We start from the raw sequence: 15,760 nt of genomic DNA, 5'->3' as shown, positions 1-15,760 counted from the left end.
GCTGCCGAATGCCACACTCAGGGGTGTATGCTTTGCGCCCCTGCCTGACGGACAGTATTTACTGTACAACTATACAGTATATCGATCATGAAATATCGTCTTCTCCGCTACCTGATCCCGACCTTGCTCGGTCTTTCCATTCTCGCCGCCCAGGCTCGTCCGGCAAGCTGGCACCGCTGGTTCAGCAAGATCGACGGGACGACAGTCTGCCTGCAGACCTCGCCTGGTAGCGGCTGGACTTATGGCGGTGGGCCGTTCCGCGACGCCCGCTGCAGCATCCCGGACCGCCGTTCCTGAACATGCAGGCTTACTGCCCACCCACCGAAGATCCCGTCGTCCTCCATGTCGACGACCAGTTGCTGGTCGTCGACAAGCCGAGCGGACTGCTTTCCGTGCCCGGTCGCGGCGCCGACAAGCAGGACTGCGTGATCAGCCGCCTGCAACGCAACTGGCCTGAGGCGATGATCGCCCACCGCCTCGACATGTCCACTTCCGGCCTCCTCGTCGTCGCCCGCGGTGAAGCGGTGCAGCGCGAGATGTACCGCCTGTTCCGCGAGCGGGCGGTGGACAAGCGCTACGTCGCCGCCGTCGCCGGCCTGATCGCCGACGATGCGGGCGAAATCGACCTGCCGCTGATCTGCGACTGGCCGAACCGACCCCGGCAAATGGTCAGCCACGAAATGGGCAAGCCGTCGCTGACGCGTTTCCGGGTCATTGCCCGCAACCCGGCGCTGGACGCAACGGTCGTCGAACTGGAGCCGGTGACCGGCCGCTCGCACCAGTTGCGCGTCCATCTGGCGGCGCTCGGCCACCCCATCCTCGGCGACGATCTGTACGCCGGCGCAGCCGCCAACCGGGCGGCACGACTGCTGCTGCACGCGGCAGAAATTGCCTTCCCGCACCCGGCGGATGGGCGACCGGCAAATTTTCGCTGCCCGGCGCCATTTATCGCGCTGGAAAAAGCCGCAATAACCTTATAATTCCGCGCATTTTCAACCCCTTGCCGTAGTCGACCCGCCATCATGCTGATCTGGTTCGTCGTCATCTATCTCGCCGTTTCCATCGGCATCGGCCTCTACGCCGCAACCCGGGTACACAATGCCCGCGACTACATCGTCGCCGGCCGCAACCTGCCGTTTCCCATCGTGCTGGCGATGGTCTTCGCCACCTGGTTTGGTGCCGAAACCGTACTCGGCATTTCCGCGACCTTCATCGACGAAGGATTCCGCGGCCTGATTTCCGACCCGCTCGGCGCCTCGATCTGCCTGATGCTGTTCGGCCTGATCTTCGCCAAACGGCTTTACCGCCTGAACCTGCTGACCCTCGGCGACTTCTTCCGGGTCCGCTTCAACCGCAAGGTCGAAGTCGCGCTATCGACGGCCATCATCATTTCCTACCTCGGCTGGGTTGGCGCCCAGATGGCTGCCCTCGGCCTGGTCTTCAACGTCCTCAGCGACGGTGGCATCTCGCTCACCCAGGGCACCCTGATCGGCGCCGGCGTCGTCCTGCTGTACACGCTGTTCGGCGGCATGTGGTCGGTGGCGATGACCACCTTCGTGCAGATGATCGTCATCGTCCTCGGCCTGCTTTACGTCACCTGGCTGGCCGGCGACATGGCCGGCGGTTTTTCGGCCGTCGTCGGCAAGGCGGCGGCCGACGGCAAGTTGAATTTCCTGCCCAGCGCCGACCTGCTCGACATCGTCTCCTGGATCGCCGCGCTGCTCACCATGGCGCTCGGCTCGATCCCGCAGCAGGACGTCTTCCAGCGGGTCAACGCGTCGAAGAACGAATGGGTCGCGGTCTGGGGCACCACGCTGGGCGGTGCGTCCTATTTCCTGTTCGCCGCTGTCCCGCTCTTCCTTGCCTATTCGGCGACGCTGATCGATCCGGCACTGGTGACGCGGCTGATGGCCGAGGATTCGCAACTGATTCTGCCGCAACTGATCATCCAGTACATGCCGATCGGCGCCCAGATCATCTTCTTCGGCGCCTTGCTCTCGGTGATCATGAGTACTGCTTCCGGCACGCTGCTGGCACCGGCCGTCACCTTCTCCGAAAACATCCTGCGCGGCCACTACCCGCAGATGACCGACCGCCAACTGCTGCTCGCCACGCGTGCCGCCGTCATCGTGTTCACCGGCATGGTCGCCACCTACGCCATTTCGTCCAACGCCACCATCCACCACATGGTCGAAAGCGCTTACCGGATCACCCTGTCCGGCGCCTTCGTCCCGCTGTTCGCCGGCCTCTTCTGGAAGCGGGCCAACAACCTCGGCGCCGGCCTGGCGATCGTTCTCGGCATCGGTACCTGGCTGTTCCTGGAAATCTTCGTTCCGGAAGGCGACATCGAGCCGCAACTGTACGGACTGATCGCCAGTACCATCGGCATGTTGCTCGGCGCCTGGCTCGGTTCCCGTCCAGGCCTCGAGAAAACCACGCAAGGCTGACGTAATCCCCGACTGCGCCTAGAATTCAGCCATGTTCCAACATGGCCGACGACCGCTCATCCTCGCCCGCTACCTGGCACTCGCCTGGTGCGGGCTGATTGTTTATGGCAGCCTGCATCCCTTTGCCGGCTGGCGGGACAACGGCGTTTCGCCGTGGATCTTCCTCGAAGGCGACTGGCCGCGTTACTGGACGGTCTTCGATCTCGCCGCCAACGTCGCGGTATACCTGCCGCTCGGTTTCTTCGTCGCCCTGGCGCTGTACCGTCTGCCCGGCCGCTTTACCGCGGTCTGCTGCGCCGTGCTCTTGGGCGGCATGCTCAGCCTTGGCCTCGAAACGCTGCAGAACTGGCTGCCCAGCCGCATTCCGTCGAACCTCGACCTCGCCTGCAACACGCTGGGTAGCCTGTGCGGCGCGATCTGGGCGCATCATGTCGGTCCGAAGGTTTTCGCCCGCCTCGATGCTGCCGCCCACCGCCTGCTGGCGCCGGCGGCACACGGCGAACTCGGACTGACCCTGCTCGGTCTCTGGCTGATGGTGCCGCTGTCGCCGGAAACCCTGCTGTTCGGCGCCGGCGATCTACGCCAGTGGTTCGCTTTCGAGCCGCTGCTGCCGTTTTCAGCGGATCACCACACCATCGTCGAAACCGGTGTCGTCGCCTGCAACGCGCTGGCCGTCGGCCTGATCCTGCGCCGCTTGCTGGCCCGGGCATCGACCGCCTACCTGCTGGTACCGTTGTTCCTGCTCTGCGGCCTGGTCGTCCGCATGCTCGGCGCAGCCATTCTGATCGGCCCGGAAGAAGCCATGGCCTGGCTCACCCCGGGCGCCCGCCAGGGCCTGCTGATCGCCGCCGCCAGCCTGGCCGTGAGCTTGTGGCTGCCGCCCAGGTTCAGCCTGCCGCTGGCCGTCGTCGCCTTGCTGGCGGGCACGCTGCTGGTCAACACGGCGCCGGCCAACCCGTATTCCGAAGCCGCTCTCGCCGCCTGGCGCCAGGGCCACTTCCTGAATTTCAACGGACTGACCCGGTTGGTGGCAAGCTCCTGGCCCATCCTGACGCTTCCCTTCCTGTTGCTGGCCATGCGCAACGGAACGGGTCGTTCCATGTGAAACCGGCGCCGCTCTTTATAATCCAACAACAAGGAGGTTTCCCCCAATGAGCTATTTCCAGCACCACGTATTCATCTGCACCAACCAGCGCGAAAACGGCGAGGCCTGCTGCAACAACGTCGGCGGCAGCGCGGCTTTCGCCTACGCCAAGGACCGCATCGGCGCACTGAAGAAGAACGGCCCCGGCGCCGTGCGCATCAACAAGGCCGGCTGTCTCGGCCGTTGCGACCAGGGACCGGTGATGGTCGTCTATCCCGAAGAGACCTGGTACGGCTTCGTCGATAACGAGGACGTCGAGGAAATCATCCAGGAACACCTGATCAACGGACGCGTCGTCGAACGCCTGAAGCTATGAGAGCCCCCGAAGAAAAGATCAACGTTGCCGGCCCGGCCGGCAACATCGAAATCATCATGGAACGCCCGGACGCGCCGCGCGGCATCGCGTTGATCGCGCATCCACACCCGATCGGCGGCGGCGCCAACACCAACAAGGTCGCCTACACGCTGGCCAAGACTTTCGTCAGCCTGGGTTACGCCGCCTTCCGTCCGAACTTCCGTGGCGTCGGCGGCACGCAAGGCGTGCACGACGAGGGCAGGGGAGAGACCGACGACCTGCTCGCCGTACTGCACGACGCCAAGCTGCGTTGCGGCGACATCCCGGTCGCCCTGGCCGGCTTCTCGTTCGGTGCCTACTGCCAGACGCGCGTCGCCAGGCGCCTGGAGGAAAGCGGTCACCCGGCGCAGCGCCTGGTCCTGGTCGGCACCGCTGCCGGCTACGTCGAAGGCACGCGCCAGTACGACACCGAAGCGGTACCGCACGACAGCATCGTCATCCACGGATCAAACGACGAGACGGTGCCGCTGGCCAACGTCTTCGCCTGGGCGCAGCCGCTCGACCTGCCGGTGGTCGTCGTCCCCGGCGCCGACCATTTCTTCCACCGGCGGCTGCACCAGATCCGCGACATCGTCACCCGCGCATGGCGGCACTAAACGTTTCCGGACTGCGCAAACGCTACGGCGACAACGAGGTCGTCGCCGGGCTGTCGTTCGCCGTCGAACCCGGCACCTGCTTCGGCCTGCTCGGCCCCAACGGTGCCGGCAAGACGACGACGCTGCGCCTCTGCCTCGGCCTGACCGCGCCGGACGGCGGCACGATCACCCTGGCCGGCCGGCCGATTCCAGCCGAAGCGCAGCAGGCAAGGGCCAAAGTCGGCGTCGTGCCGCAGTTCGACAACCTCGACCCGGACTTCACCTGCGCCGAAAACCTGCGCGTCTTCGGCCGCTATTTCGGGCTCAAGGATGCCGAGGTACGTGCCCGCATCCCGACGCTGCTCGATTTCGCCAGCCTGGCGAACAAGGCCGACGCGAAAATCGCCACCTTGTCCGGCGGCATGAAACGGCGCCTGACCCTGGCCCGGGCGCTGGTCGCCGACCCCGACATCGTCTTCCTCGACGAGCCGACCACCGGTCTCGACCCGCAGGCCCGTCACCTGATCTGGGAACGCCTCAAGCAACTGAAATCGGCCGGCAAGACGCTGATCCTGACCACCCATTTCATGGACGAGGCGGAGCGCCTGTGCGACCGCCTGATCGTCATCGACCACGGGCGCAAGATCGCCGAAGGCAGCCCGCGCGAACTGATCGCCACGCACATCGAACCACAGGTGATCGAGGTCTTCGACGAGGCCGCCGGCAAACTGCCGGCCTTCGTAGACGCCCACCGCCAGCACGCCGAACGCGTCGAGGCCAGCGGCGAGACCGCCTTCTTCTACTGCCGCGACGCCCAGCCGCTGCTCGCCGCACTGGCCACCGCCGACGGCCTGCGCTATCTGCACCGCGCCGCCAATCTGGAAGACGTCTTCATCAAGCTGACCGGCCGCGAACTGCGCGATTAGCCGATCAGCACCTCGACCGCCGCCGCAAAATCGTCAACGATCAGCGCCGGGCGGATTTCCGGATGCGTCTCGTCGCCCGGACGAAATTTGCCGCTGCGCACCAGGATGGCGGCAATACCCGAGTCCTGCGCGCCGCCGATGTCGTCGGCGAGATCGTCGCCGATCAGCACCGCGTAGCCGGCGCTGACGCCAAGCTCGGCGAGCGCCGCGGCAAAGAAGGCCGGCGCCGGCTTGCCGACAACCTCGGCGCGGACGCCGGCCGAATATTCCAGCCCGGCGACGAAGGCGCCCATGTCCAGTGCCAGCCCGTCCGGCTCCATGAAATAGCGGTTGCGCGCCATCGCCAGCAGCGGCACGCCCTGCATCAGCAGGCGGAAGGCATGGTTGAGACCGGCATAGCTGAAGTGTTCTCCCATGTCGCCGAGAACGACAACGTCCGGCTCGGGGTGACTGGCGCCCATCTCCTCGGCGATGTTCGGATGCACCATCCAGTGCGGGCGCAGGCCACGCTCGCGAACCAGGGTGCGGGCGGCCAGCGCGGCGGTCTGAATCTCGCCGGCGGCGAGCGTGAAACCCATCCGGCACAGCTTGGTGAACAGCACGCTGCCCGGCGTGCGCGTGGTATTGGTCAGGAAACGCAGCGCCAGACCGCTGCCGCGCAGCCTGGCCAGTGCCGCCACAGCGCCAGGCAGGGCAGCGTCGCCGGTATGCATGACGCCGGCCAGGTCGATCAGGACAGCTTTCGGATGAGTTGGCAATGGCATCGTCTTCTCCCGCGCGGCGTGAAAATGCATCATAGGCGATGACCGCGGCAAGCGCGAAAAGTTTGCCGCGCGGCGCGGTAGAATGCGCATTCCGCCCTCCCGGCCCGCACCATGTCTGCATCCTCCCTCGCCGTCACCGGCTGGTTCCCCGTCTGGCAGCGCAACTTCCTGGTCTGGCGCAAGCTCGCGCTGCCTTCCATCCTCGGCAACCTGGCCGATCCGCTGATCTACATGCTCGGCCTCGGCTACGGCCTGGGCGCCATGCTGCCGGAAATCGGCGGCCAGCCCTACATCGCCTTCCTCGCCGCCGGCACGATCGGCGCCTCGACGATGAACGCCGCCACCTTCGAAGCGCTCTATTCGTCGTTCTCACGCATGCACGTGCAGAAGACCTGGGACGCCATCCTCAACACGCCGCTCGGCCTGACCGACGTCGTCGCCGGCGAACTGTTCTGGGCGGCGACCAAATCCTTCTTCTCCGGCTGCGCCATCCTCGTCGTCGTCACCGTCATGGGCCTCACCCACGGGCCGCTGGCGCTTCTCATCCTGCCGGCCATCGTCCTCACCGGGCTGGCTTTCGCCGCGCTCGGCCTGATCTGGAACGCGCTGGCACCGTCCTACGATTTCTTCATGTACTACTTCACGCTGTTCATCACGCCGATGACGCTGATTTCCGGCGTCTTCTTCCCGACCGACCAGCTACCGCCGTGGCTCGCCGCCGTCGGCGGCTGGCTGCCGCTGGCCCAGGGTGTCGCGCTGATCCGTCCGCTGCTCGCCGGGCAATGGCCGGCCGACCCGGCGCTGCACGTCGGCGTGCTGCTGGCGACCAGCGCCGTCGCCTTCGCCATCGCCCTGCGCCTGACCCGGCGCCGCCTGCTCAAGTAGAATTCGCCGATGGAAAACCTGCTCATCCTGACCAACTGTCCCGACGAAGCCGTCGCCAACGCCATCGCCCTGGCCGTCGTCGAAGAAGGTCTCGCCGCCTGCGTCAACCTCCTGCCGCGTGTGCAGTCGATCTACCGCTGGCAGGGCGTCGTCGAATCGGCATCGGAGGTTCCGTTGCTGATCAAGGCGAGCGCGGCAAACTACCCGGCGCTCGAACAACGGATCGCCGAACTGCATCCCTACGAGCTTCCCGAGATCATCGCCCTGCCCATCACGCGGGGCTTGCCGGCCTATCTGAACTGGCTGGCGGAAAAACCCGTCCAATGACCATGCGCCTCCTGTTCCTTCTCTTCGCCTTCCTGGCTTCCTGCGTCCACGCCCAGGAATTCCTCGATCCGGCCGTCGCCTTCAAGGCCACGGCGCGGGCGCTCGACGGCCGGACGGTCGAGGTCAGTTACGAAATTGCCGCCGACTACTACCTGTACAAGGACAAGTTCCGCGTCCGCGCCGCCGATGAAACGATCGTCCTCGGCCCGCTGCAACTGCCGCCAGGCAAGGAAAAGCAGGACGAGAACTTCGGCCGGGTCGAGGTCTATTACAAGACGGTGCACTTCCGCGTCGCCGTCGAGCGCAACAGTTCCGGGGCCTTGCCGCTGACCCTCGACCTCGTCTCGCAGGGCTGCGCCGATGCCGGCGTCTGCTATCCGCCGCAGACGCAGACGGTACTGCTCAACCTGCCCGACCCGGACAGCACGCCGGCCGCGCCGGCGCTGGGCGAAACGCCGTCGACCGCCGCCGGTGACGAAAGCGGGATGATCGCCGAGACGCTGAAAAACGCCGGTTTCTGGACCAGCCTGGCGCTTTTCTTCGTCGCCGGCCTCGGTCTCTCGCTGACCCCCTGCGTCTTCCCGATGATCCCCATCCTCTCCGGCATCATCGCCGGCCAGGGCCACCGGGCGTCGAAGGGCAGGGGATTGGCGCTGTCGCTCGCCTACGTGCTGGGCATGGCGGTCACCTACGCCGCCGCCGGCATCGCCGCCGGTCTGACCGGCACGCTGCTCTCGGCAGCGCTGCAGAATGTCTGGGTGCTGGGCGGTTTCGCGCTGGTCTTCGTGATCCTCTCGTTCTCGATGTTCGGCTTCTACGAACTGCAGCTACCGACCTCGCTGCAGAGCAAACTTTCGGAAGAAACCGGCCACCTGCAGGGCGGACGCGGCATCGGCGTCTTCCTGATGGGCGCGCTGTCGGCGCTGATCGTCGGCCCCTGCGTCGCCGCGCCGCTCGCCGGCGCGCTGCTCTACATCGGCCAGACCGGCGACGCGCTGTTCGGCGGCGTCGCCCTCTTCGTCATGGCGCTCGGCATGGGCGCGCCGCTGATCGCCGTTGGCGTCGCCGGCGGTTCGCTGCTGCCCAAGGCCGGGCCGTGGATGGAAGGCGTCCGTCGGGCCTTCGGCGTGCTGCTGCTGGCCACCGCGCTGTGGCTGCTGTCGCCGGTGATCCCGGCGCTGGCCAGCATGTTCGGCTGGGCGGTGCTGCTCATCGTCCCCGCCATCTACCTGCACGCGCTCGATCCGCTGCCGCCGCACGCCCGTGGCTGGCAGCGCTTCTGGAAAGGCATCGGCATCCTCATGCTGCTCACCGGCGCCGCTCTGCTGGTCGGCGCCCTGGCCGGCGGCCGCGACCCGCTGCAACCGCTGGCCGGCCTGCGCGGCAGCGCGATCGCCGCCGAAACGCCGACCCTGCCGTTCCAGAAAGTCGCTTCGCTGGCCGAACTCGACGCCCGCCTGGCGAGCGCCGGGCAACCGGTGATGCTCGATTTCTACGCCGACTGGTGTGTCTCGTGCAAGGAAATGGAGAAATTCACCTTCAGCGACCCGGCGGTGCGCCAGAAGCTCGCCGGTTTCCTGCTGCTGAAGGCCGACGTCACCGCCAACAGCCCCGACGACAAGGCGCTGCTCGCCCGCTTCGGCCTGTTCGGACCGCCCGGGATCATCTTCTTCGATCCGGCGGGTCAGGAAATCAAGGGCGTAAGGGTCGTCGGCTTCCAGGACGCCGAACGCTTCCTCGCCAGCCTGAACCGCGTAAGCGGCTAAGGCGCATCGTGCATCGCTGGCTGCCGTTCGCCCTGCTTGCCGCGCTCGGCGGCTGCTCGCTGTTCGACAGCGAGAAGGAAGGACCGGCGCTGCCGCCGGACATGGCGTACCAGGCCAAGGGCAAGACCGCCTCGGCCTGGCCGGAAACCCTGGAGCGCGACGAGCGGCTACGCCGCATCGTCCGCCTGATTCCCGCCCGCGCCAGGGATCGCCAGGGCTGGGCGGAAGACCTGCACACCGCCTACGAGCACCTCGGCGTGCCGCACGCCACCCAGACCTATTGCGCGGCGATCGCCATCATCGACCAGGAGTCGAGTTTCCAGGCCGATCCGCCGGTCCCCGGCCTGCCCCGCATCGTCCGCCGCGAGCTGGCCGAACGCGAGGAGCGCTACCGCATCCCGAAGCTGGTGGTCGATACGGCCTTGCGCAAGACCTCGCCCGACGGCCGGACCTACGAAGCGCGGATCGCCGCCCTGAAGACCGAGACCCAGCTCAACGCGCTGTTCGAGGACATGATCGGCGAACTGCCGTTCGGCCGGAAACTGCTCGGCGGCTTCAACCCGGTACGCACCGGCGGACCGATGCAGGTATCGATCGAGTTCGCCGAACAGCACGTGCGCCAGCGCAAGTACCCGTATGCCTACGAGGGCAAGCTGCGCAACGAGGTGTTCACCCGGCGCGGTGGCGTCTATTTCGGCGCCGCCATCCTGCTCGATTACGCGGTGCCCTACGATCGCATCGTCTATCGCTTCGCCGACTTCAACGCCGGCCGCTACAGCAGCCGCAACGCCGCCTTCCAGGCGGCGCTGGGCGGGCTGACCGGCCGCAAACTCGGGCTCGACGGCGACCTGCTGCGCTACGATGAAGGCAAGCCCTCCGCCACGCCGAGCGAGGTGGAAACGCTGACCCTCGAACTCGCCGACCGACTCGACATGAGCCGGCCGCAAATCCGCCGCGATCTGCTGCTGGAAAAGAACGAAGCCTTCTCGCGCAGCCCGCTTTTCCTCAAGGTCTTCGAACTGGCCGAAGCCGATGCCGGCAAGACGCTGCCGCGCCAGATACTGCCGGAAATCCAGCTAAAGAGTCCGAAGATCACCCGCAAGCTGACCACCGGCTGGTTCGCCAAACGGGTCGAAGACCGCTACCTCGGCTGCCTCGGCCGCGGCCGGCGTTTCCAGCGCTGACCCGGCGATGCCCGGCGCCACCCTGTTCGCCTTCCTGCGCCGGGTCGCCGTCGCCTTCTACCGCAACCAAGGCTTCCTGATGGCCGGCGCGCTCGCTTACTACGCGCTGCTCTCGCTGCTGCCGCTACTGATCCTCAGCATCATCGGCCTCTCGCAACTGGTCGAACCCGCCCTCCTGCTCGACGCCATCGGCCGCAACCTCGACTGGCTGCTGCCCAACCAGGCCGGACTGCTGCTCGCCGACGTCAGCGCCTTCCTCGATCATCGCGGCTCGATCGGCGTGACCATGTTCGGCACTCTCCTGTTCTTCAGCGCTTCCGCCTTCTCGGTGCTGGAGAAGGCGCTGGCGGTGATCTTCACCCATCGCGGCGAGCGCCGGCCGCGCCATTTCCTGGTCTCGGCGGTGCTGCCCTATCTGCTGGTCCCGATGCTGGTGCTGACCGTGCTGCCGCTCACCCTCGGCGTCAGCGCGCTGCAGGCGCTGGGGGATCGCGAGCTTTTGCTGTTCGGCGACAGCCGCTCGCTCGCCAGCGTCGCCGACATCCTGTTGCCGCTGCCCGGCATCGTCCTCGTCGGCTGCGTGCTCGGCCTGCTCTACCTGATCGTGCCGGTCGGTCGCACCCGCCTGGCGCACGCCTTCATCGGCGGCTTCGCCGGTGCCCTGCTGTGGGAAATCGTCCGCCACGGGCTGGCCTGGTACTTCGCCTCGGCATCGCGCATCGGCGTCGTCTACGGTTCGCTCGCCAGCACCGTCGTCCTTCTCTTCAGCCTCGAAGCCGCCGCCATCCTGCTGCTGCTCGGCGCCCAGGTGATCGCCGAGCTCGAGCAAGGCGGCTACGCGGCCGGCAAGGCTTGCTAGCAGCCTAAAACTGCCCTCGTCTCCCACATTTTTCGCTGCGACCCATCAAGTCCGACAGGCTGCTAGAATCGGCCGCATCCGGTTACCCGCGACGCTCACCGCCATGCGCTTTTCCCGGCTCTACCTGAACCGCCTGCAGACGCCGCCGGCGCACGCCGACACCGTCGTCGTCATCGACGTGCTGCGCTCCTTCACTTCGGCCGCCGTCGCCCTGGCCAACGGCGCGGCGGCGATTCACCCGGTAGATGGCGCCGCAGCCGCTGCCGCCTTGACCGCGCGCCTGCCCGGCGCGCTGTCGATCGGTGCCGTCGGCGGCGGCGATCCGATTCCCGGTTTCGATTTCGGCAATTCGCCTTCATGCCTCGCCGCCGCTCGCTTCGCCGGCCGTCCGGTGGTGATGAGCACCGCCGCCGGCGTGCGTGGCTTGCAGCGCTTTCACGGCGCCAGCCGGCTGTTCGCCGCCAGCCTGGTGTGCGCCGCCGCCACCGTGGCGGCAATCCGGGCCAGCGCCGCGCAGGAAGTCTGCTTCGTCATCACCGGCGAATGGGTAGACCGCGACGGCGACGAGGACATCGCCTGCGCCGACTACATCGAAACCCTGCTCGACGGCGCGCAGCCGGACCCGGCGAGCTACGCCCGGCGCGTGCGCGAATCGGATTTCGGCCGCCGTTTTGGCGACCCCAGATGGCCGAACCTGCCGCTGGCCGACCTCGAAATATGCGCCAGCGTCGACCGCTACGACTTTGCGCTACCGGTCCACCGCGAGGACGGCCAACTCGTCATCCGCTGACGGCGACGACGGTATCCCACGCGAAGCGGGCGATCAGCACGCCGACCACGAGCAGGAAGACGATGCGGATGAAGCCGCTGCCATGGCGCAGCGCCAGCCAGGTCCCGGTCGCCGATCCGGCGACATTGGCGAGCGCCATGCCGACCGCCAGCCCGAGCAGGAGGTGACCGGCCGGCACGAAGAAGGCGAGGGCGGCGACATTGGTCGCCACATTGACCACCTTGGCGCCGGCCGAGGCATGCAGGAAATCGAAGCCGAAGAAGCGGATGAACAGGAAAATCAGGAAACTGCCGGTTCCCGGTCCGAAAAAACCGTCGTAGAAACCGATCACGCCACCGAGCAGGACCGCGTAGAGCAGTTCGCGGTGGCCGCTGTGGGCTGGCCGGTGCAACTGGCCGAAGTCTTTTTTCCACAAGGTATAGGCGGCGGCGAAGATGAGCAGCACGAGGATCAGCGGCCGCACCGCCTCCTTCGGCAACCAGGCGACCGCCGCCGCGCCGGCGTAGGAAAGGGCGAAGGCGGCGGCCGCCGCCGGCAGGATGGTACGCCACGGCATGTTAACGCGCCGGGCGTAGCGCCAGGCAGCATTGGCGGTACCGAAGACGCTGGCGAACTTGTTGGTACCGAACAGCGTCGCCGGCGCCACACCGGGCTGGGCGGCAAACAGCGCCGGGATCTGGATCAGGCCGCCGCCGCCGACCACGGCATCGACCAGGCCGGCGACGAAGGCGGCCAGGATGAGCCAGCCGAGCGGGGAAAAAATCAGTTCCATGAGAATTCTGCGAAAGGGGAATGAGCTACGCCCGGGGTGATCAGGCAGGATGCCATGTCGTTATAATGCGGCATCGAACCAAGGATACGTTGCATGGACTCTCTGACTCTGGGCATCCTGATCGCCGCCGCCATCATTGCCGGCTTTCTGCTGATTGTCGCACGTCGCGGCAAGGCCGCCGGCCCGGCCGATTTGCCGTCACCCCGCCAGGAAGCCGCCGCGCGCCTTGAACCGCGACCGGCAAGAAACGCCGATCCGGAAACCCGCTTCATCGAATCGCCGAAACGCAAGCAATACCGCCTGCTCAACGACAGCGAGCAGGAACTCTACCACCGCTTGTGCGAAGCCGTGCCCAACCTGCGCGTCTTCGCCCAGGTCGGCGTTGCCCAGCTGGCGCTGGCGCGCGGTCGCCAGGAAGCGCAGCGCCTGAACCGGATGGCCGGACGCGGCGTCGATTTCGTGATCTGCGACGAGGATTTCTCGATCGTCGCCGCCATCGAGCTGGCCTGGCCGACCAGCGCCCAGGAAACCGACAATTCGGAAGAAGTGAAGCGTGTCGCGCTGCAGAGTCTGGGCGTTCCGCTGATCGTCTTTCGTCCCAACAAGCTGCCGGAAGCCGATACCATCAGCCGTGAAATCGCCGACGCCATCCTGCGCCGCAAACGGCTGGAGGCCGAGCGCGCCTGATCCTGGCCGGGTCCGTGCCAACGCCGAAACTCCTGCGCCAGACTGCCGTCTGGATTCACGGACAATACCGGTATCTGCGCTTTGCGGCCTTGCTGTTCATCGCCGCCTGCTCGCCGCGCATTCATGACCGCGCCACCCGCAACCACACCGCCCGCGTGCTCTGCGCCGCCGCCTGGCAACCACTGGCTGGCTTCCTGCTGGCCAGCCTGCTGATCAGCGCCGTACTGACCCGCATCGTCGCCGTCACCGCCGACAGCTACGGTCTGACCCACCTGGCGCTGGAAGCCATCCTGCGCGTCTTCGTCGTCGAAGTCCTGCCGCTGGCCTCCACCTTGTTTGTCGCCATGCGCGCCGTGCCGATGGCGATGCAATGCCTGTGTGCTCACGCCGGTCACCACGATGCGGTGTTGCGCGCCGCCTTGCCGTACGCCATCGGCAATGCTGCCGCCGTCGTCATCCTTGCCGTGATCGGCGGTTTCGTCACGCTGCTGGTCGCCTACCCGGTCGTCCATGGCTTCAGTCCCTGGGCCTTGCCGGCCTATGGCCGGCTGATCGGCCAGGTCTTCGATCCCGTCCTGGCCATCGGCTTTGCCGCCAAGATCGCACTCTTCGGCATCGCCGTCGGCATTGCCCCGACGACGGTCGCGCTCGACCCGCGCCAGCGCGACCCCGGACTGCGCGAAATGCGCGTCATGGTCCGCCTGCTGCTGGTCCTGGTCCTGATCGAAGCCAGCTTCCTGATGTTGAGAGGATTTTGAACTCATGTCGACACCGCCACCCGTTTCCCCGATCGCCCATCCCGAAGCCAAGGCCATCGGCCTGCTCCTGCTCACTCTCGTCCTGGTGGCGGCATTCGTCGTCTATGTCATGAACGCGCGCGGCGTCTTCGAAGACAACCAGCATCTGCTGCTGGTCGCCGAAAATTCGGAAGGCGTCGCGGTCGGCATGGACCTGACTTTCTCCGGCTTCCCGATCGGTCGGGTGACCCGCATCGAGCTCGGCGACGACGGCAAGGCGCACATCCACCTCGATATCCCCCGCCGCGACGCACGCTGGCTGCGCAGCAGCTCCGTCTTCACCCTGGAACGGGGGGTAGTCGGCGGCGCCCGCCTGCGCGCCTACAGCGGCCTTCTTGACGATCCGGCGCTGGAAGACGGGGCGAAACGCGAAGTCCTGATCGGCGACGCCTCTTCCGGCGTTCCCGAACTGGTCAGCACCATGCATCGTCTGGTCGCCAACGTCGAACGGCTGACTGCGGAAGATGCCGCGCTGTCCGTGACCCTCGACAACCTGCGTCAGTTCACCGCCGCCCTCAACGGCCGGCATGGCGCGCTCGGTGCGCTGCTCGGCAACGAAAAGGATGTCGGTCGCGTCATCGCCGCACTGGAGCAGAGCCGGCAACTGCTGACCGACGCCCGCGCCAGTCAGCAGAAGGTCGATGCGGCACTGGTCGACGTCAAGGCGATCACCGGCAATACCCGCGCCGCCACCGAGGACCTCGACGCCCTGCGCAACGAGGTCGATCTCAACCTGCGCAAGGTTTCCGGACTGATCGACGATCTCAACCGCAAGTGGCCGTTTGCCCGCGAACGCAAGCTGGAGCTGCCATGAAACGCGCTGCCCTGATCCTCGCCGTTTCCCTGCTCGCCGCCTGCGCCAGCCATACCCCGCCGCCGGACTGGCTGCTCCGGGCCGACGCGGCGCGCGACGCGCACGCCCGCTTCTGGATGGAAGGCCGTGACAAGCTGGCTGACGGCCAACTCGCCCTGGCCCGCGCTGCCGTGCGCCAGACCGGTGACGCCAGCGCGATGGCGCGCATCGAACTGCACGCCTGTGCCGTCCGCATGGCGGCGCTGGCCGCTGCCGATTGTCCGGCTTTTGCCGAACTGGCCGACGATGCCGGTCGCCGCGAACAAGTCTATGGCGCTTACCTTGCCGGCCATCTGGACAACGCCGATATCGGCTTGCTACCGGAAGCGCAGGCGCTCGCCTGGCGCAATCCTGCCGCCCTGAAGGAGCTTGCCGACCCCTTGTCACGGCTGCTGGCCGCCGCCGTGCTGTTCAGGAGCAATCGTCTGCCACCGGATGGCATTGCACTGGCCATTGATACGGCCAGCGCTCAGGGCTGGCGTCGTCCCTTGCTGGCCTGGCTGACGCTGGAACGTGAACGGCGTCAACGGAACGGCGATGCCGAGGGAACCGCCGCGATCGAAAGACGCCTCGCACGCATCGTCGGCGAGCGGCGCTGACAGTGGCTTTCGGTTTACCAATAAATACCT

General features: G+C 66.8%; 19 protein-coding genes. 17 read left to right on the top strand and 2 right to left on the bottom strand.

What is annotated here, in order from left to right; translation table 11 throughout:
* Positions 1 to 87: 87 nt before the first annotated feature.
* The 7 genes from ACLIIZ_RS00900 to ACLIIZ_RS00870 are packed head-to-tail and all read left to right on the top strand — an operon-like array spanning position 88 to position 5,447.
* Positions 88 to 297 (top strand): hypothetical protein, encoded by a 210-nt coding sequence (locus tag ACLIIZ_RS00900; protein WP_416690302.1) that lies wholly within the window; start codon positions 88 to 90, stop codon positions 295 to 297.
* A 2-nt stretch (positions 298 to 299) separates the two neighbouring features.
* Positions 300 to 980 carry a pseudouridine synthase gene (locus ACLIIZ_RS00895; RefSeq protein WP_416690300.1) on the top strand — a complete coding sequence of 227 codons (681 nt, stop codon included), beginning with the start codon at positions 300 to 302 and terminating at the stop codon, positions 978 to 980.
* Between the two features lie 42 nt (positions 981 to 1,022).
* Positions 1,023 to 2,447, top strand: a complete 1,425-nt coding sequence (locus ACLIIZ_RS00890) for a high affinity choline transporter 1 (protein WP_416690298.1) — start codon at positions 1,023 to 1,025, stop codon at positions 2,445 to 2,447.
* A 31-nt stretch (positions 2,448 to 2,478) separates the two neighbouring features.
* Complete coding sequence (locus ACLIIZ_RS00885; protein ID WP_416690296.1) at positions 2,479 to 3,552, top strand: VanZ family protein; 1,074 nt, start codon at positions 2,479 to 2,481, stop codon at positions 3,550 to 3,552.
* A gap of 46 nt (positions 3,553 to 3,598) precedes the next feature.
* Positions 3,599 to 3,907: a (2Fe-2S) ferredoxin domain-containing protein gene (locus ACLIIZ_RS00880; RefSeq protein ID WP_416690295.1), complete on the top strand. Its 309-nt coding sequence runs from the start codon at positions 3,599 to 3,601 to the stop codon at positions 3,905 to 3,907.
* Positions 3,904 to 4,542 (top strand): alpha/beta hydrolase, encoded by a 639-nt coding sequence (locus ACLIIZ_RS00875; RefSeq protein ID WP_416690293.1) that lies wholly within the window; start codon positions 3,904 to 3,906, stop codon positions 4,540 to 4,542. The genes ACLIIZ_RS00880 and ACLIIZ_RS00875 overlap by 4 nt, the downstream gene beginning before the upstream one ends.
* The gene (locus ACLIIZ_RS00870; protein ID WP_416690291.1) at positions 4,530 to 5,447 is read left to right on the top strand and encodes an ATP-binding cassette domain-containing protein; all 918 of its coding nucleotides are present in this window, start codon (positions 4,530 to 4,532) and stop codon (positions 5,445 to 5,447) included. Before ACLIIZ_RS00875 ends, ACLIIZ_RS00870 begins: the two co-directional genes overlap by 13 nt.
* Here the strand turns inward: ACLIIZ_RS00870 and ACLIIZ_RS00865 are convergent.
* Positions 5,444 to 6,211: a TIGR01458 family HAD-type hydrolase gene (locus ACLIIZ_RS00865; RefSeq protein ID WP_416690289.1), complete on the bottom strand. Its 768-nt coding sequence runs from the start codon at positions 6,209 to 6,211 to the stop codon at positions 5,444 to 5,446. The two genes, ACLIIZ_RS00870 and ACLIIZ_RS00865, sit on opposite strands and share 4 nt — an antisense overlap.
* A gap of 111 nt (positions 6,212 to 6,322) precedes the next feature.
* On the opposite strand from ACLIIZ_RS00865, the gene ACLIIZ_RS00860 reads away from it, so the two are divergent.
* The 6 genes from ACLIIZ_RS00860 to ACLIIZ_RS00835 all read left to right on the top strand — a co-directional run bounded on the left by ACLIIZ_RS00860 (position 6,323) and on the right by ACLIIZ_RS00835 (position 12,022).
* Positions 6,323 to 7,096: an ABC transporter permease gene (locus ACLIIZ_RS00860; protein WP_416690287.1), complete on the top strand. Its 774-nt coding sequence runs from the start codon at positions 6,323 to 6,325 to the stop codon at positions 7,094 to 7,096.
* Between the two features lie 9 nt (positions 7,097 to 7,105).
* Entirely contained in the window at positions 7,106 to 7,423 is a 318-nt protein-coding gene (gene cutA / locus ACLIIZ_RS00855) for a divalent-cation tolerance protein CutA (RefSeq protein WP_416690285.1), read from the top strand.
* Positions 7,420 to 9,189 carry a protein-disulfide reductase DsbD gene (gene dsbD, locus ACLIIZ_RS00850; RefSeq protein WP_416690283.1) on the top strand — a complete coding sequence of 590 codons (1,770 nt, stop codon included), beginning with the start codon at positions 7,420 to 7,422 and terminating at the stop codon, positions 9,187 to 9,189. Before cutA ends, dsbD begins: the two co-directional genes overlap by 4 nt.
* Positions 9,190 to 9,197: 8 nt before the next feature.
* Positions 9,198 to 10,373 (top strand): DUF1615 domain-containing protein, encoded by a 1,176-nt coding sequence (locus ACLIIZ_RS00845; protein ID WP_416690282.1) that lies wholly within the window; start codon positions 9,198 to 9,200, stop codon positions 10,371 to 10,373.
* 7 nt (positions 10,374 to 10,380) lie between these two features.
* Entirely contained in the window at positions 10,381 to 11,232 is an 852-nt protein-coding gene (locus tag ACLIIZ_RS00840) for a YihY/virulence factor BrkB family protein (RefSeq protein WP_416690280.1), read from the top strand.
* 103 nt (positions 11,233 to 11,335) lie between these two features.
* Positions 11,336 to 12,022 carry a 2-phosphosulfolactate phosphatase gene (locus ACLIIZ_RS00835; RefSeq protein WP_416690278.1) on the top strand — a complete coding sequence of 229 codons (687 nt, stop codon included), beginning with the start codon at positions 11,336 to 11,338 and terminating at the stop codon, positions 12,020 to 12,022.
* Here the strand turns inward: ACLIIZ_RS00835 and ACLIIZ_RS00830 are convergent.
* The gene (locus ACLIIZ_RS00830; RefSeq protein WP_416690277.1) at positions 12,012 to 12,794 is read right to left on the bottom strand and encodes a sulfite exporter TauE/SafE family protein; all 783 of its coding nucleotides are present in this window, start codon (positions 12,792 to 12,794) and stop codon (positions 12,012 to 12,014) included. The genes ACLIIZ_RS00835 and ACLIIZ_RS00830 overlap by 11 nt on opposite strands.
* Positions 12,795 to 12,887: 93 nt before the next feature.
* On the opposite strand from ACLIIZ_RS00830, the gene ACLIIZ_RS00825 reads away from it, so the two are divergent.
* Genes ACLIIZ_RS00825 through ACLIIZ_RS00810 form a run of 4 tightly spaced genes read left to right on the top strand, consistent with a single transcriptional unit; the run spans position 12,888 to position 15,730 of the window.
* Entirely contained in the window at positions 12,888 to 13,481 is a 594-nt protein-coding gene (locus ACLIIZ_RS00825) for a DUF2726 domain-containing protein (RefSeq protein WP_416690275.1), read from the top strand.
* A 14-nt stretch (positions 13,482 to 13,495) separates the two neighbouring features.
* Positions 13,496 to 14,239 (top strand): ABC transporter permease family protein, encoded by a 744-nt coding sequence (locus ACLIIZ_RS00820; RefSeq protein WP_416690273.1) that lies wholly within the window; start codon positions 13,496 to 13,498, stop codon positions 14,237 to 14,239.
* A 4-nt stretch (positions 14,240 to 14,243) separates the two neighbouring features.
* Positions 14,244 to 15,092, top strand: coding sequence for an MlaD family protein (locus ACLIIZ_RS00815; protein WP_416690271.1), 849 nt, complete (start codon positions 14,244 to 14,246; stop codon positions 15,090 to 15,092).
* Complete coding sequence (locus tag ACLIIZ_RS00810; RefSeq protein ID WP_416690269.1) at positions 15,089 to 15,730, top strand: hypothetical protein; 642 nt, start codon at positions 15,089 to 15,091, stop codon at positions 15,728 to 15,730. Before ACLIIZ_RS00815 ends, ACLIIZ_RS00810 begins: the two co-directional genes overlap by 4 nt.
* The last annotated feature ends 30 nt before the right edge of the window (positions 15,731 to 15,760 follow it).

This window comes from Azonexus caeni, from assembly GCF_048146105.1.
GTDB lineage: Bacteria > Pseudomonadota > Gammaproteobacteria > Burkholderiales > Rhodocyclaceae > Azonexus > Azonexus aromaticus_B.
This window is presented reverse-complemented; position numbering and strand designations above follow the sequence as displayed.

Bases quoted from the DNA above. Each gene is read 5' to 3' on its own strand.
- ACLIIZ_RS00835 (WP_416690278.1), top strand. From the start codon at position 11,336: ATGCGCTTTTCCCGGCTCTACCTGAACCGCCTGCAGACGCCGCCGGCG.
- ACLIIZ_RS00815 (WP_416690271.1), top strand. From the start codon at position 14,244: ATGTCGACACCGCCACCCGTTTCCCCGATCGCCCATCCCGAAGCCAAG.
- ACLIIZ_RS00830 (WP_416690277.1), bottom strand. From the start codon at position 12,794: ATGGAACTGATTTTTTCCCCGCTCGGCTGGCTCATCCTGGCCGCCTTC.
- ACLIIZ_RS00880 (WP_416690295.1), top strand. From the start codon at position 3,599: ATGAGCTATTTCCAGCACCACGTATTCATCTGCACCAACCAGCGCGAA.
- ACLIIZ_RS00870 (WP_416690291.1), top strand. From the start codon at position 4,530: ATGGCGGCACTAAACGTTTCCGGACTGCGCAAACGCTACGGCGACAAC.
- ACLIIZ_RS00840 (WP_416690280.1), top strand. From the start codon at position 10,381: ATGCCCGGCGCCACCCTGTTCGCCTTCCTGCGCCGGGTCGCCGTCGCC.
- dsbD (WP_416690283.1), top strand. From the start codon at position 7,420: ATGACCATGCGCCTCCTGTTCCTTCTCTTCGCCTTCCTGGCTTCCTGC.
- ACLIIZ_RS00825 (WP_416690275.1), top strand. From the start codon at position 12,888: ATGGACTCTCTGACTCTGGGCATCCTGATCGCCGCCGCCATCATTGCC.
- ACLIIZ_RS00865 (WP_416690289.1), bottom strand. From the start codon at position 6,211: ATGCCATTGCCAACTCATCCGAAAGCTGTCCTGATCGACCTGGCCGGC.
- ACLIIZ_RS00860 (WP_416690287.1), top strand. From the start codon at position 6,323: ATGTCTGCATCCTCCCTCGCCGTCACCGGCTGGTTCCCCGTCTGGCAG.
- ACLIIZ_RS00875 (WP_416690293.1), top strand. From the start codon at position 3,904: ATGAGAGCCCCCGAAGAAAAGATCAACGTTGCCGGCCCGGCCGGCAAC.
- ACLIIZ_RS00890 (WP_416690298.1), top strand. From the start codon at position 1,023: ATGCTGATCTGGTTCGTCGTCATCTATCTCGCCGTTTCCATCGGCATC.
- ACLIIZ_RS00895 (WP_416690300.1), top strand. From the start codon at position 300: ATGCAGGCTTACTGCCCACCCACCGAAGATCCCGTCGTCCTCCATGTC.
- cutA (WP_416690285.1), top strand. From the start codon at position 7,106: ATGGAAAACCTGCTCATCCTGACCAACTGTCCCGACGAAGCCGTCGCC.
- ACLIIZ_RS00900 (WP_416690302.1), top strand. From the start codon at position 88: ATGAAATATCGTCTTCTCCGCTACCTGATCCCGACCTTGCTCGGTCTT.
- ACLIIZ_RS00810 (WP_416690269.1), top strand. From the start codon at position 15,089: ATGAAACGCGCTGCCCTGATCCTCGCCGTTTCCCTGCTCGCCGCCTGC.
- ACLIIZ_RS00885 (WP_416690296.1), top strand. From the start codon at position 2,479: ATGTTCCAACATGGCCGACGACCGCTCATCCTCGCCCGCTACCTGGCA.